Annotated in this window: 14 protein-coding genes; 4 read left to right on the plus strand and 10 right to left on the minus strand. The window is 45.5% G+C overall.

The features are described 5' to 3' along the window. Window positions 1-16: 16 nt before the first annotated feature. Entirely contained in the window at window positions 17-1,099 is a 1,083-nt protein-coding gene (locus tag L5M11_RS16160; RefSeq protein ID WP_411569085.1) for a CDP-glycerol glycerophosphotransferase family protein, read from the plus strand. Window positions 1,100-1,147: 48 nt separating this feature from the next. On the opposite strand, the gene L5M11_RS16165 is transcribed toward L5M11_RS16160, so the two are convergent. Together L5M11_RS16165 and L5M11_RS16170 are read right to left on the minus strand one after the other, a co-directional pair. Beyond that, window positions 1,148-2,320, minus strand: coding sequence for a glycosyltransferase family 4 protein (locus L5M11_RS16165; RefSeq protein WP_263192728.1), 1,173 nt, complete (start codon window positions 2,318-2,320; stop codon window positions 1,148-1,150). A gap of 356 nt (window positions 2,321-2,676) precedes the next feature. Continuing rightward, on the minus strand, window positions 2,677-3,747 hold the full coding sequence (locus L5M11_RS16170) for a glycosyltransferase (RefSeq protein ID WP_263186444.1): 1,071 nt from the start codon (window positions 3,745-3,747) through the stop codon (window positions 2,677-2,679). Between the two features lie 282 nt (window positions 3,748-4,029). Between L5M11_RS16170 and coaD the strand changes: the two genes are divergently transcribed. Together coaD and L5M11_RS16180 are read left to right on the plus strand one after the other, a co-directional pair. Next, window positions 4,030-4,521, plus strand: coding sequence for a pantetheine-phosphate adenylyltransferase (gene coaD, locus L5M11_RS16175; RefSeq protein ID WP_105250747.1), 492 nt, complete (start codon window positions 4,030-4,032; stop codon window positions 4,519-4,521). 90 nt (window positions 4,522-4,611) lie between these two features. Next, window positions 4,612-6,087 carry a capsule assembly Wzi family protein gene (locus L5M11_RS16180; protein ID WP_263192730.1) on the plus strand — a complete coding sequence of 492 codons (1,476 nt, stop codon included), beginning with the start codon at window positions 4,612-4,614 and terminating at the stop codon, window positions 6,085-6,087. 72 nt (window positions 6,088-6,159) lie between these two features. On the opposite strand, the gene mutM is transcribed toward L5M11_RS16180, so the two are convergent. The 8 genes from mutM to L5M11_RS16220 all read right to left on the minus strand — a co-directional run bounded on the left by mutM (window position 6,160) and on the right by L5M11_RS16220 (window position 13,221). After that, on the minus strand, window positions 6,160-6,975 hold the full coding sequence (mutM, locus tag L5M11_RS16185) for a bifunctional DNA-formamidopyrimidine glycosylase/DNA-(apurinic or apyrimidinic site) lyase (protein ID WP_263192732.1): 816 nt from the start codon (window positions 6,973-6,975) through the stop codon (window positions 6,160-6,162). 35 nt (window positions 6,976-7,010) lie between these two features. Further along, complete coding sequence (locus L5M11_RS16190) at window positions 7,011-7,466, minus strand: hypothetical protein (RefSeq protein ID WP_263192734.1); 456 nt, start codon at window positions 7,464-7,466, stop codon at window positions 7,011-7,013. A 90-nt stretch (window positions 7,467-7,556) separates the two neighbouring features. Beyond that, window positions 7,557-8,540 (minus strand): GTP 3',8-cyclase MoaA, encoded by a 984-nt coding sequence (gene moaA / locus L5M11_RS16195; RefSeq protein WP_263192735.1) that lies wholly within the window; start codon window positions 8,538-8,540, stop codon window positions 7,557-7,559. A gap of 16 nt (window positions 8,541-8,556) precedes the next feature. Further along, window positions 8,557-10,368 carry a bifunctional molybdopterin-guanine dinucleotide biosynthesis adaptor protein MobB/molybdopterin molybdotransferase MoeA gene (locus L5M11_RS16200; RefSeq protein WP_263192737.1) on the minus strand — a complete coding sequence of 604 codons (1,812 nt, stop codon included), beginning with the start codon at window positions 10,366-10,368 and terminating at the stop codon, window positions 8,557-8,559. A 36-nt stretch (window positions 10,369-10,404) separates the two neighbouring features. Then, window positions 10,405-10,995, minus strand: a complete 591-nt coding sequence (gene mobA, locus L5M11_RS16205; protein WP_113940167.1) for a molybdenum cofactor guanylyltransferase MobA — start codon at window positions 10,993-10,995, stop codon at window positions 10,405-10,407. Further along, window positions 10,979-11,689 (minus strand): ATP-binding cassette domain-containing protein, encoded by a 711-nt coding sequence (locus tag L5M11_RS16210; RefSeq protein WP_173248426.1) that lies wholly within the window; start codon window positions 11,687-11,689, stop codon window positions 10,979-10,981. Before L5M11_RS16210 ends, mobA begins: the two co-directional genes overlap by 17 nt. Before the next feature lie 3 nt (window positions 11,690-11,692). After that, window positions 11,693-12,400, minus strand: coding sequence for an ABC transporter permease (locus L5M11_RS16215; RefSeq protein WP_131524429.1), 708 nt, complete (start codon window positions 12,398-12,400; stop codon window positions 11,693-11,695). Next, on the minus strand, window positions 12,397-13,221 hold the full coding sequence (locus L5M11_RS16220; RefSeq protein ID WP_212599451.1) for a substrate-binding domain-containing protein: 825 nt from the start codon (window positions 13,219-13,221) through the stop codon (window positions 12,397-12,399). The genes L5M11_RS16215 and L5M11_RS16220 overlap by 4 nt, the downstream gene beginning before the upstream one ends. 284 nt (window positions 13,222-13,505) lie before the next feature. On the opposite strand from L5M11_RS16220, the gene L5M11_RS16225 reads away from it, so the two are divergent. After that, entirely contained in the window at window positions 13,506-14,888 is a 1,383-nt protein-coding gene (locus tag L5M11_RS16225) for a sigma-54-dependent transcriptional regulator (protein ID WP_105250738.1), read from the plus strand.

The following is a 14,888-nucleotide window of genomic DNA, read 5'->3' on the forward strand; positions in this document are numbered from 1 at the left end:
TTTGTGTTTTAGGAGCATGCTTGTGGAAGAAGCCAAACAAGCCAAAAGACGTTATTTATTTTACATAGCGCAAAACTATTCCTATGCGATGTTAAGGCCACTTCAACAAGTCATTTTGGAAAGAGGTGATGAGGTTAGCTGGTTCTTAGAGGGAAATGAGGTCAATCCTAAGTTTTTAAAAACCGATGAACTGCGCTTGCAGAGCATTGATGCTGTGAAAGCGTGGAAACCAGATGCGGTATTCGTCCCTGGGAACGTTGTCCCTCATTTTATTCCTGGGGTTAAAGTGGGCGTATTCCATGGATTTAATGCGGGTAAAATGAATCATAAGGGCCGAGAAGATCACTTCGAAATCAGAGATTGTTTTGATTTGTATTGTACCCAAGGCCCTGCGACGACTCTGCCCTTTCTGAAACTAGAGAAAAAGTTTGGTACTTTTACTGTAGTTGAAACGGGATGGCCTGCGCTCGACCCCCTATTTCTTGAGAATAAAGATAATCCCTATATCAAAGCTGATGACCCAAGGCCAGTAGTACTCTTTTGCTCAACATTTTCCCCAAGTTTGACCTGCGCACCTGTAGTATTTGAGCAGATTAAAGCCCTGTCGCAAAAGAGCCAATGGCGCTGGTTAGTGCAATTTCATCCAAAGATGAATCCTAAGATTGTTGAGCAGTACAAGGCTTTAGAAAACGAGAATTTACAGTTTGTTGAAACTGATAATGTGATCCCTTTGCTGCAGGCGGGGGATGTGATGTTGTGTGACACTTCATCGATTCTGTTGATGTTTTTAATGCAGCGAAAACCAGTGGTGACCTTTAAAAATCAGTCACCGAAAGATCATTTAATCGATATCAGTCGGGTTGAGGATATTGAATCTGCATTAACGCGAGCACTGAGTCGTCCTGATGATTTGATGGCGCACATCCATGATTATTGCAATCAAATTCACCCTACGGGCGATGGTCAATCTAGCCAGCGAGTTTTAGCCGCAACAGATGCTTTGATTGATAAAGGCACTGATTGGCTAAAACCTAAACCATTGAACTTGTTGCGCCATTTTAAGATGCGGCGCAAGCTAGGTTATTGGAAGTTGTTTTAGCTAGTTGTCGTTACTTATGGGCCGATATTTCAATATCGGCCCATTTTGTTAGCCTTGCAGTTTCGTTTCTTCAACCAGTTTAAAGATGATTTCTTGCATATTTTTCTGGAAATCTTCAATACTGTGGTTGGCTTTGATGTAGTTAACTGCCTTAACCGCGAGTTCTTGTCTTAGTTGTTCGTTTTCCATCAGATGGCGTATACCATTGACAAATAAATCGACTTTATCAAAACCATCTCCGAGCACTGTACCTGTAAATACGCCAAATTGACTCGTCAGCTCGTCGGGGTCACGGCAACTGACGAGAAGGGTGCCATAAGATAACGCTTCTAAGAAAGAAATAGGTAGAGCTTCGTGAATTGAAGTGTTGACTAAAATTTTAGCATCTTTGATTAGCTGGTTTTTTCGATCGCCTTCTACATGCCCTACAAAATGTAGGTTGGGAATATTTAGGTAGTCATTCATGATGGACTGATTTTTCTTTGACTGCCTAAATGACTGACCTAGCATGAAAAATTCATATTCAGGCATCAGTTTAGCTATCTCGCAAAATAACCAACCACGTTTGACTGACTCAATTCGTCCCAGAAAGATAATGTGATTTTTCTTCGGGTGTGCTTCTACATCGAAATTATGATCGATCTCGATAGGATTGGGTAAATATTTGATTTCTGTCTTGTTGTCGAGATTGTAGAGGTCCCTGGCTTTACGATCTAAAAAGCGTGCCTGAGAAATAAATGAGACTTTCCCTGCCGCCCAAAGGTCATGAACAAACTGATAAATATTACTGTCCCAATAACTTTTCTCAGGGAAAAGTTTTACGGTATTAATTTCATCCCATTCATAATCAGGTCTTGGATCTTGAACCCAAAATAGGAGTTTTTTATCAATATTGGGGATGGTTTTTAGAATGCGATATGAGTGGGTTGTCATTTCTATTGACAGAAATATATCGTAATTCTTCTTTTTCAGAAACCTAATGTTAAGGAAATCCATAAACTTAGCAGCTAAGCGATAAACTTTAATACCATCGATCATATAACGACGAGGTATTAATCTTTGTTTGCTGCAGTCTTTCTTAATGAGCACTTCTACTTCAATATTTTCGTTGGGTAAGTGTTTGGCGATTAAGTGGCGTGCTAGAAAACCGTATCCACCATACACTGTGCCTGTACCACCAAAGTACTCATCAACTAATAAAGCCACTTTAAGCTTACTCATTACTACCCCAAAAAATCATTTATTGCTAATTCTACTTAGGCAGAATTATTTGATGGGAAGTATTTTGATATTTTTCAAATAGACTATCAATGAATTTATTTATTCATAAATACAGAATGGTTAACCTTATAATAAACTGTTTTATCGATGTTCAATAATAGTAATTATACAGGCTAAATGTATTGTATTTCTGTGTGTTATCACTCTTTGTTTGATGCATTTGTTAATGCATTGTGTTTTCAGGGGCTAATTCAAATGAGCTGTCATACTGTATCAGAGTGTAACAGGTGTTGGAGGTTAAGTAGAAACTCTACTTATATTCAATAGAGTTTCTACTTTTTACCGTATAAAGATATTTATTCGGCTAAGTTCAAATATTGCTTTGCAATATTTTGACTATCTACGGCTTTAAGAATAGCAAGGTCTTCAAGCGATGGAGGCGATGCCAGACATTCCAGAGCCTTTTGTGCCAACAATGCAGGTTGGCGAACGGGAACCAAATATTTAGCTAAATGTCCGGTAAGGATTTCATTCGGGCCGTGAGGGCAGTCAGTGCTTACGACGGGGGTGCCACAGGCCAATGACTCAATGACTACCGTTGGTAAGCCTTCAAAATCTGAGCTCAGTAGCATTAATTCTGCGTTGGCAATCCAAGCATAGGGATTATGTTGAAAACCGGGCGTGATAATTCGGTGCTCAACACCGTATTTTTTGGCTAATTTACGCGCTTTATTTGGTCGATTACAGAGAAGCACGAGTTTAGGTGCTGTCGGCATATCCCTCAATGCTTTGAAGAGAATGTCATGGCGCTTTTGACGAGTGACTCTACCCACATGGATCATATAAGGCTCATTGGGAATTTCGGCGATGACTTCTTGAGTCTTAATTTTTATTTCTTCTAAGCGAAAAGGGTTGTAGATGGTTTGCACGCTCTGGGGTTTTAACCAAGAAGTGGTTCTGAGTTCGTCGGCAATACCATTTGAGACTGTGATGATTTTTTTGCCGATCAGGGCCTTGGCTTTTTTCCATCTGCGCCAGAAGTGTACTGGACCGCGTTTTAACTCCATCAATAACTCTTGTTTTAACGCACAATGACAGAAGTAGTAGCAAGGATCGAAATGACAGCCGGAAACAACAACATCGCAGTCAGTTGAATTACTTAGAAAGAGTGAAAACTTGCCCGTTTTTTCGGCGGCGCTCACTTTAGCTTTGAGTTGTTGTATCTGCTCCTGTAGCGAAGGTTTTTGACCCGCTTCAAACAGATAATGAATGGTCACATTTTGCGGAGGTATAAAATCGCCTTCCCTGTGAAACACAAATAAATGCACATCTTGTCCTGCTTCCTGTAACACTTCTGCCTGCGACAAGGCGACTTTCACTGTGCCGTTGGAGAAAAAGTTATGGCAAAAAATCGCGATTTTCTTCATATATGCTCTTCTGCGTGTCTTCAAACGTCGTTTTTAAACCTAACACTGCTCAGTGTATATCGTTAAATAGGGGAGCAACATTGTATGTGGTCGGTTTTAATTTCGTGCAACATTATACCTGTTCGTGCCTTTACATGGGCTTAATCAATAGCGTTCTTGCTTATTTTGAAGCTTTTTATCGGTATTTAAAGTCGTTTTTGCTGCGATTATTCACTCGCTTGGCTAAAACGAGTAGACTGGCGAGCAATGATTTTTGGCATCCATGTGAGTTGAGTCAGCAAAGTGCATACTAGAGCAATTTACCCAGGGACATTTGATCCTATCACCAATGGTCATGCCGACTTGATTGAGCGTGCGGCTAAACTGTTTAAACATGTGGTGATTGGCATTGCGGCTAATCCTTCCAAGCAGCCTAGATTCACCCTTGAAGAGCGAGTTGAATTGGTCAATCGGGTAACTGCTCATTTGGATAATGTCGAGGTGGTGGGGTTTTCGGGGTTGCTAGTGGATTTTGCCAAGGAGCAAAAGGCCAGTGTACTTGTGCGTGGCTTACGCGCGGTATCCGACTTTGAATATGAATTCCAATTAGCAAATATGAATCGCAGATTGAGCCCTGATCTGGAAAGCGTGTTTTTAACGCCCGCTGAGGAGAATTCTTTTATCTCTTCAACCTTAGTAAAGGAAGTCGCTTTGCATGGTGGCGATGTGAGCCAGTTTGTTCACCCTGAAGTAACGGCTGCATTGGCGGCAAAGCTTAAGTTGGTTAAACCTTAGATTTTACCTGCGAACTAGATAGTTTTTACGTAGGAGTTTTGTGTTAACTTTGAGGCATTGTTGCCTTGTGATGATACTTAAAAGGATGTTATGAAGGCTTTTTTTTCCCCCACGATCCTTGCTACTAGCATTGCCTCTGGCCTATTTTTTTCTTCAATGCTTGCTGCTGCACCTTGGGTCGATGCCTCTGATATATATCTTAGAGCTGACATTCAAGCACTTGCTGATGCGGGTGTTATCACTGTGCCAGTGAATACTTATCCATTGATGTGGTCAGGCATTGGTGGTGATTTAGCGAAAATTGAGCCTGAGCTGCTTTCTCCTTCTTTAGTACAAGCCTTTGCACGGGTTAATTTTTATTATCAAAATGCTGTCGATAATCGTGGTAATGCACGGATAAAAGTATCGGCAGCATCTGATCCTGCTCGCTTTCAACATTATGGTTCTGACTATCGCGAGAAAGGTGAAGTGCTGGGCTCCTACGAGTATTTAGGATCGCGTGTTGCTTATAAGGCGACTGTGGCAGAAACCTATGATCCGCAAGATAATAAAAATTTCCGCCTTGATGAGTCTTATTTTGCCATCATTTTTGGCAATTGGATCGCAACCTTAGGCGCGGTTGAGCAGTGGTGGGGACCGGGGTTTGACTCGGCTCTACATCGTTCTAATAACGCCCGCCCTATGTCATCGTTAACCTTGAGCCGTAACAATGCCGCGGCTTTTGAAACACCTTGGTTATCTTGGATTGGCCCTTGGACCTTTAAAACCGGATTTAGCTTAACTGAAGTGGATCGTGCTGTGCCTAAGACGGCGGAGTGGGATATGCGCTTAAGTGCAAGACCGATTAAACAGTTAGAAGTGGGATTGTCTTGGTCGACCTTATTTTGTGGTGAGGGCCAAGATTGTAACTTTGACTCTTGGTGGGATTCGGTTGCGAGTAATGCTGTTTGTATCGATGGTACAAATGATTGTGCGCCGAATGAGCGCCGCGATGCAGGCCACAGAACTCAAAGTATTGATATGCGTTATGCCGATACTTTGCAGGATATCCCCGTTGGATTATATCTCGAACATAGTTGTGAAAATGGTAGTGACTGCGGCTCACTTTGGGGTATTGATACCCATTTTGGCACATCGGGTAAGCAGTTTAAGTTGTTCATGGAATATTCGGACACCTATGTAAAATGCGATGGTGATAGTGCCAATTGTTTCTATGAGGATCCTGTCTATCTGAGTGGTGCTCGCTACTATGGTCGTGCTTTGGGTTCTACCTATGATAGTGATGCACAAGTGTTTGTGGTTGGATTAGTTGGCCAGTTTAATAACAGCCGTGGTTTTACCTCGTTGCTGCGTTATGCGAAGCTGAATAAAGATGGCTCCAATGTAGCGAACACTTGGGCACCACAACCGCCAAAAGAAGATTTATTGATGCTGGAGCTTTCTTACCGTATGCCTGTGTGGAAAGGTATGTGGAGCTTAGGTGGAACAGTATCGAGATCGGAGTTTGAAGTTCAAGAAAATGATACCAATGCCACGCTATTTAGCAGTTTTGAGTATCGTTTTTGACAGATATAATTGATTGAATAACGAAAAATGCCAAGCACTTGCTTGGCATTTTGGCTTATAAATAACGCAATATTAGCGTGTTTGGCAAATGCCACAAAATACTGTGGTGCGCTGGCCTAAACGGATTTCACTCAGCAAGTTACCGCAGCTTGTGCAGGTTTCACCGCCGCGACCATAGACATGCAGTTTTTGGGCGAAGTAGCCCGGCTTGCCATCGGCATTGGTGAAGTCTTTCAGCGTGGTGCCACCCTGTTTAATGGCGTGGGCTAAGATTTGCTTCACTTCTGCAACTAAAACGGTCAAACGCTCGATATCGATTTTACCTGCTTCGGCCTCTGGATGAATGCCCGCCGCAAACAAGGCTTCATTGGCGTAAATATTGCCTACACCCACTACGATATGATTATCCATCAGGCAGAGTTTGATCGCTTTTTTCTTGCCCGTTAAAGCTGCTGCTAATTGTTTGACATTAAAAGCATTAGTCAGTGGCTCTGGCCCCAGTTTGGCGAGTAATGGATGCGCTTCTTCTGGGAGTTCACACCATAGCCAAGCACCGAATCGTCTCGGATCGTTAAAACGTAAAATGCGGCCGTTGGCGAGCACTAAGTCGATATGGTCATGCTTTTCCACTGGCGTGTCGTGGGGCAAAATCCGTAAACTCCCTGACATACCCAAATGCACTATGCTGGTGCCCGCGTCAGTGTCGATTAACAGATACTTAGCACGGCGTCGCACTTGGCGTATAACTTGGCCGATAATCTGTTTGGCTATGTCAGGCACAGGCCAGCGCAACGAGCCATTGCGGATCACAAGATCAACTACGGTTTGCTCGACAAGGTAGGGGGCAATACCCTGACGGGTGACTTCAACTTCTGGTAATTCCGGCATGGATTCTTTCTTATCTTAAGTAAAATGGGGCGGTATTAAGCTGCTGGTTTCGCATCGAGGATCGGTTGCAGTTTAGCTCGTAAACTCGGTGGTACTAAATACCAATTACCTGCGGGAGACTTTAAGGCGCCTTCATTGGGAAAATAGGTCCACAGTTGAGCATCGCGGATATCTGCAATCTGGATGACTAATTCTTGTGGATTATCTGTGGTTTCTGGCGTGGCGGTTAAGGGGGATACCCGTATGGTTTGCCACGCCTTTGCCCACTCATCACAGTTGAGGACTGTAGTGTCGCACTCCCATTGTGATGCTTGCTTGTGCAGCCATAACCCGTCGAGTTGCAGTTGTGAAAGCGGTGCATTATCGTCAAACAGTCGCTGAGCATCACTCGGAACATTATTGGTTTTGTTATCCATAAAAGTCAGCACGGCGACCATAAAGGCGCAGGCGACTATGATGATGTTATTCCATTGCTTACGAGTTAATGCCATAGAAATGTGTAACGCTAAGTATGGGGTGATGCTTCGAGTTTATCACGGCCAAATTGAGATGCTAGCCCTTAAGCGATGGAGTGGTGATGCTTAACCGCCAGTGGCGTTCATAAAGCGTAGGATTTGTACCTCATTATTGCCAAAGTCGTGTTGCTTAGGCTTGAGATTAATTCCCGCGAGAATAGCGACTTTTAATCTTTCAATATCAGCCGGAAATTCCCGGACTATGCTTTTGAGATCAACGGCATGTTCATTGCCTAAACACAGCAATAATTGGCCTTCGACTGTGACGCGCACGCGATTACATTCGTGGCAGAAGTTGTGGCTGTGGGGCGAGATAAAGCCGATATGGATTGGGCTGTCAGCCATAGTGTAATAACGTGCTGGGCCGCCGGTACGTTTGTTGGAAAGCTGTAGCGGATAGTGACTATTGATGATGGCTTTTACTTCATCGCTGCTGCAATGACGGGCGCGTTTCCGCTCATCCATTTCGCCAAGCGGCATTTCTTCGATAAAGGCGATGTCTAAGTTACGGCCACGGCAGAAATTAACTAAATCAATAACTTCATTATCGTTCTGCTGTTTTAAAATCACCGCATTAATCTTGATACGTTCAAATCCCGCCGCAATAGCCGCATCAATACCATCGATGACTCTGTCTAATTTGCCGTTACGCGTTAGCTGAGTAAACAGTGTGGGGTTTAAGGTATCTAGGCTGATATTGAGGCGCTTTAATCCTGCATCAAACATGGGTTTAGCGAATTTTGTCAGCCTTGAACCATTAGTTGTCATGGATAAATCCGTCAGCCCAGGCAGTTTACCAAGCAGACCCACTAGCTGGTCGCAATCAGTGCGAACTAAGGGCTCACCGCCGGTCAGGCGAATTTTAGTCACACCAAGCTCGGTAAAGGCTTGGGCAATCCAAGCTAATTCTTCGAGGTGGAGTACGTGGTCCTTTGGCAGAAAACAGGGATCTTCCGTCATGCAATAAACACAGCGAAAGTCGCAGCGGTCGGTGACCGAGAGCCGTAAATATTCGACCTTACGGCCAAAGGAATCCACAATTAGACTCATAAAAACTCACTGGATCCTAAAGCAGATCCGCAAAGGGTTGAATAAATACAGTTTCACCTGCATTCACGGCTTCTGCATCATCCCCTATGATGATGAGGCAATTCCCTTTAACCATTGAACTTAACATCCCAGAACCTTGGTTGCCCGTGCTACTCACGTGTAGGCGTCCATCTTTACCAAGCTGATAAATCCCGCGAATAAATTCGGTGCGGCCTTGACGGCTTCGTAGAGTTTCATCACTTATTGCAGGGAATAGCTGCGCTTGCCAGTTCACTTCACCTGCTAATTTTCGTAAAGCGGGCTGCACAAATTGCAGGAAAGACACCATGACTGCGACCGGGTTGCCAGGTAGCCCGAAGAATAAGCTGTCATTCACTTTACCAAAGGCGAGTGGCCGACCCGGACGCATGCTAATCCGCCAGAAATCAATTTTTCCGAGGCGTGCAAGCACGGTTTTGATGTAGTCCGCATCGCCGACAGACACACCACCCGAGCTAATGACGACATCGGCAAGGTTGGCGGCTTTAGCGAGAGTTGCTTCAAGGGCGGCTTCAGAATCTTCGATAATGCCTAAATCGATAACGTCACAACCGAGACGTTTTGCCATCGCTTTGATGGTAAAGCGGTTTGAGTCATAAATGCAGTTAGCTTTGAGCACTTCGCCGGGCTGGCTCACTTCATCGCCGGTAGAGAATACTGCAACAGTTGGGCGGCGATATACACTCACGTGATTGAGCCCGAGTGAGGCCAGTAAACCTTGTTCGGCGGCGCTTAGGCGAGTGGTTTTTGTAAGTGCGACTTGGCCTTGAGCAATATCTTCTCCAGCGAGGCGAACGTGTTGGCCAGAAAGAATGCGGCCTTCAAAGCTAACAATGCCATCGACTTCCTTGGCAAGCTCTCGGGGCTGCACTGTATCAGCACCTGCAGGCACTGTTGCGCCCGTCATGATACGCACGGTTTCGCCGACTTTAAGCGTGGCCGAATATTGATGACCGGCAAGAACCTCTCCCACCAATTTTAAGGTGGTAGGCATGGGGTCTTGATAGACAAAGGCGTAGCCATCCATCGCCGAATTGGTTTGTTGTGGCACGTTGACGGGAGAAATGCTGTCGCTGGCTAGTACGCGGTTATCTAAGGCATCTAACTCAATGTCTTCAATCTCTGCCACAGGTGATACATGGGATAAAATCTGCGCTAAACCTTGGCTGACGGTAAGGTTTTTGTTGTCGCCTATGGCGCAGGTATCCACGGCCGAAATGGGGTATTGGAGTGGCGCTTCCCAGTTTTGGGCGTACTCCATCACAAAATCGGCAATCTGGCTGACATTGTTGAGATCGAGACGGCGCAGCTCATTCGGGAGTGCGTCGTTTGGCAACTGAGTGTCATCGCAACAGGCGATGGCGAGGATATTCTCATCTTGGGTGTAGATAAAAGGTTTGCCGTGGGCGGCGCGGTGCAATTCAATTTTAGGTAATGCGAGCTTTTTAAAGCCTTCGACGAGGACGATATCGACTTTGTCGGCTTCGATTTGCTTGAGTAAATGGACTAACTCAGGATCGCCATCGCGCGCATCTTCTGTCATCAGCGCCCAGCGTACATGGGAGGCGACCAGCATTTGTCGCGCACCCGCTTTACGCATTTCGTAACTGTCTTTGCCGGGAATATCTACGTCGAAATTATGGTGGGCATGTTTGATTACGGCTAAGCGCAGGCCACGTTGATTTAATTCGGGGATCAATTGCTTGAGTAAGGTGGTTTTCCCCGTGCCACTGTAGGCACAAAATCCGAGAACGGGAATAGCGAGCGGATTGACGAAGGGGTTACTCATTTGCACCTCTAATTTGGGTTATTGGAGCCTTTTTAGCTATTGGGTGATTTCTATCGCTAGTCGTTGTTTTTGTTCTGGCGTATTTACATTCACAAAAGCATTGGGCTGGTCGGCGAATGACGCTACGACGAAGTGATGTTTGATATACCAAAAGTCCACTTTACGCTCACCCGCCTCAAGAAACGCTTTCATCGAGTCACGTAAGCTAGGTTTTAAGAGTAAAACAACGGGTTGTTCATACTCACCGTCACTGGCGACAGCAATCTCGGCTTTTTCTGCTTCAATTGCTGCCAACATACGCGGAACAAGGTCGAGTGGCAGGAGTGGGCAGTCGCAGGGCACTACTAATAAGTAGTCTGCATCTGTTTGGCCCATAGCGGTGATCATACCCGCTAAAGGTCCGAGGAAACCACTATGCTCGTCACTTATTACCTTAAAACCGAACTCAGCATAACGTGTTTGGTTACGATTTGCGTTGATCAGGATCTCCTTAACCTGAGGTTTTATTCTATCTATTGTGTGCTTAATCATGGCTTCGCCGTTTAATTCGACGAGACCTTTATCGTCGCCACCCATGCGACGGGCCATACCACCGGCGAGAATAACGGCATCAATTTGCGATGACATACAAAGGCTCCTGTGCTGGCAAAGATTCAGGCTGTTGATAAGAGGTCATCACGCGCTCACCTTCTATGTGCCACTGTTGTTCGCAGATGGCGGTTAGCGCGCAATTCTGATGGCTACTCAGTAACATTCCTGTGCCTTCGTGTTTGAGTTGTTGGATCATTTTTAATACTAGCTCTTGGGAATCCTTGTCCATATTGGAGGTGGGTTCATCGAGCATTAATAGTTTAGGTTGTAGGATCCAAGCGCGCGCAATCGCGAGGCGCTGTCTTTCGCCACCAGAGAGATTACTGGCCCTTTCGTGCAGCAGCGACCCTAGCTGCGCCATCTCAATCGCTTGAGTAATCCGCTGTTTCGCTTTGGCTTTTGTTTCTGAGCTGAAATTCAGACCATAGGTGAGATTATATTCTACTGTGCCGTCGAACAAATAAGGATGTTGGTGCAGATAAACAGCCTTACCTAACAATGGATTGCGTCGCCACCAAGCATTTTTGGCAAAACCGACAGCCTCAATATGGCCTTTGGTTGGTGGCATTAAGCCCGCCAGAATTTTCATCAAGGTTGATTTGCCTGTGCCATTGTCGCCTTGCAGATAAATCACATCTCCTTGGCAGAGCGATAATACGTCGGCTTTGAATAACAGGCGCGCGCCAAAGGACATTTCTACGTCACGGGCGATCAGTTTGACCTTAGTCATTGCTTAATGGCTCCTTGGCATGGCTTTGCCGCGTAAACTACCTAAGGCAAAGTTGAGGATCAAGGCCAAGATTAGCAGCACTAGCCCGAGGGCGATAGCTTGGGCGAAGTCACCTTTGCTAGTTTCAAGTGCGATTGCGGTAGGAATATTACGGGTCACGTTTAAAATATTGCCGCCGACCATCATAGAGCAGCCGACTTCGGTCAGAATGCGACTAAACGCTGCGACAATCGCAAGCAGTAAGGGCATGCGCAGTTCTCGGCATACTGTCCACACTGCACGGCACCAAGAGGCACCTAAGGTGCGTGAGGTTTCCCAAGCTCTGCGATCAACGCTAGTGAATGCGGCTTGGCTCATTGCAATTAGCACGGGGGCACAGATGAACATTTGCCCGAGAATCATGCCTTCTTGGGTAAATAACCATTTTAGATCGCCCATAGGACCGTTGCGCGTTAGCAGTAAATACACGAGTAGACCGATAACCACTGTCGGGATTGATTGCAGAGTTTGAACTAAGTTAGTGACTATCCATTTGCCGCGAAATGGCGCAAACGCCAACACAAAGCCGAGCACCATGGAAGGAACCAGCGTGATCAGCAGTGCCGCGAAAGAAACCGAAAACGAGATCGAAATGATGGACCAAACGTCAGGGTCTAAAGAAAACAGCAGGCTTAACGCCTGCTGTAATAGTGCTAGCCAGCCGTCGTTCATTCGCTATAAGTTGCCTTGAACAATTGCTCGCCTTCAACTTTGAAGCTGTTGATCATGCTTTGACCTTCTTTGCTGATCAACCAGTCGCTGAATGCTTTAGCGCCTTTGTGGTTCAGATCTGGGTATTTAGTAGGGTTGATGAGAATGACTTGGTATGGGTTGGCTAAGGTTTTACCACCATCGAAATCAACGGCAAGATCGAGCTTAGTTTTATAAGCCACGAAAGTACCACGGTCAGACAGAGTGTAACCTTGCATTTCGTTTGCCATCAGCAGGGTTTTACCCATGCCTTGACCGACTGAAGTATAACCTTTGAAGTTAGGAGTAACATTTGCCGCTTTCCATACTTCTAACTCTTTGATGTGAGTGCCTGAGTTGTCACCACGAGAGATAAAAGGTACGCCTGATTTTGCCATTTTAACGAAGGCTTCTTCGGCCGTTTTGCTGTCACGGATTTTTGCTGGGTCGTTTTTAGGGCCAAGTACTACGAAATCATTTTCCATAATGCCACGGGGCTCAACACCAAAACCATCGGCTACGAATTTGGCTTCGGCGCTAGGCGCGTGAGTCATGACTAAATCCACATCACCTTGCTCACCTAGTTTCAGGGCTTTACCTGTACCTGTGGCGATGACTTGAACCTTGTAGCCTGATTCACTTTCGAACTTAGGTAACAGTTCTTTCAATAGGCCTGAGTTTTCTGTGCTGGTGGTGGTGGCTAACTTGATAATTTCAGTCGAGTGAGCGGGTAAAACAGTGAACATACTGGCTGCAACAACCAGTCCCAGTAATGACTTCATATGAGATTTCATGTTTAGCATGGGTACTCCTTGGCGGAAAATAGGATTCCAACTCAAATGCCTACTGAGTGGAAGGTCTCGTAAATTGTAATACGTTCGGTTGAAAGCAAGTTAGATGCCAAGCTGAGAATGCGGTCATTTTCTTCACAGCTTAACCTAATTTGTGAGCTTGATCGCAAGCTTAACAAATACTCTACAGACAAATTGTCTCAGGACAAACTTCTGATGGTTCATAGTGACCTATTCATCTATTTTCAGTGCTAGAATTGGTCGCAAATGAGTCAAAATGTCCAGAAGCAGACAATATGAGCCAGATAGATAATAACCTCAAGCCTCTTCCATCGGCTGTATCGGTACTGATTGTTGATGATGAACCCGGAATGCGGAGTTTTTTAAATAAGGCACTCTCGAAGAAATTTGCCTTAGTCGAAACGGCGGGCAGTATCGAAGATGCTGAGCAGCTGCGTAGCCGTTGCCATTTCGATTTGCTTATCGTCGACATTCGTCTGCCTGGTCGTTCGGGTATCGAATGGCATGAAGCGTTGGATGAGCAGGGGCGTCGTTCGGACATCATTTTTATGACTGGCTATGCTGACATGGAAGTCGCGATTACCGCGCTACGCGCTGGTGCTTCTGACTTCATCATGAAACCTTTCCACCTCGAACAAATGATGACTGCGGTCGATCGCTGTATCGAACGTCGCTTGCTTAAACGTGAAAACTTGATGCTGCGTCGTGAGGTTTCAATCGGTTATTCATCGACCATTATTGGCAGCAGTGAAGCCATGAAGTCGGTGAAACATATCATCGAACGTGTGGCGCCGACCAATGCCGTCGTCTTGATCCAAGGTGAGTCGGGCACGGGTAAGGAATTAGTCGCACGGCAATTGCATTTGCTTAGTGGACGTCAGGGACCTTTTGTCCCAGTTAACTGTGGCTCTATCGCTCCTGAACTGCTCGAAAGTGAATTGTTTGGCCATACCGCCGGTGCCTTTACGGGTGCGAAAGGCAATCGTGAAGGTTTATTCAGTTTTGCCTCGGGCGGGACGATTTTTCTCGATGAAATTGGCGAAATGCCACTGAAAATGCAAACGGCTTTACTCCGAGTATTAGAGCAAAAAGCGATTCGTCCTGTGGGCAGCGAGAAAGAAGTTAACATTGATGTGCGAGTGATCGCGGCCACTAACCGTACTCTGATTGATGAAGTGGATGCAGGGAATTTCCGTCGAGACTTATATTATCGGCTGAATGTGCTCGATATTTTAATCCCGCCATTACGTGATAGACCCGAAGATGTAGTGGAGTTAACCCATCATTTCACTCGCCAACTTGCCGCTGAATTAGGGGTAAGAGAAGTCGTATGGAGCCATGAAGATATGGTGAAACTACAGCAACACGAGTGGCCTGGTAACATTCGTGAACTGCGCAACATGATTGAGCGTTGTATTTTGCTGGGCAAACCGCCAGCGGAATATTGGAAGCAACAGCTGAAGAGTGAGTCTTTATCCACATCGGGTTATCCATTGGATTGGCCATTGAAAGACGTGGAAAAACACCATGTGACCAGTGTTGTGGACTTACATTCTGGCAATAAGTCTGCCGCGGCGAGGGATTTAGGCGTATCGCGCAAAACCTTAGATCGCAAGTATAAAGAGTGGTTTGATTTTAGTGGCGAACAGGAGTCATAG

The sequence above is a fragment of the Shewanella sp. SM87 genome (genome assembly GCF_025653705.1).
In the GTDB taxonomy this organism is placed as follows: Bacteria; Pseudomonadota; Gammaproteobacteria; order Enterobacterales; family Shewanellaceae; genus Shewanella; species Shewanella oncorhynchi.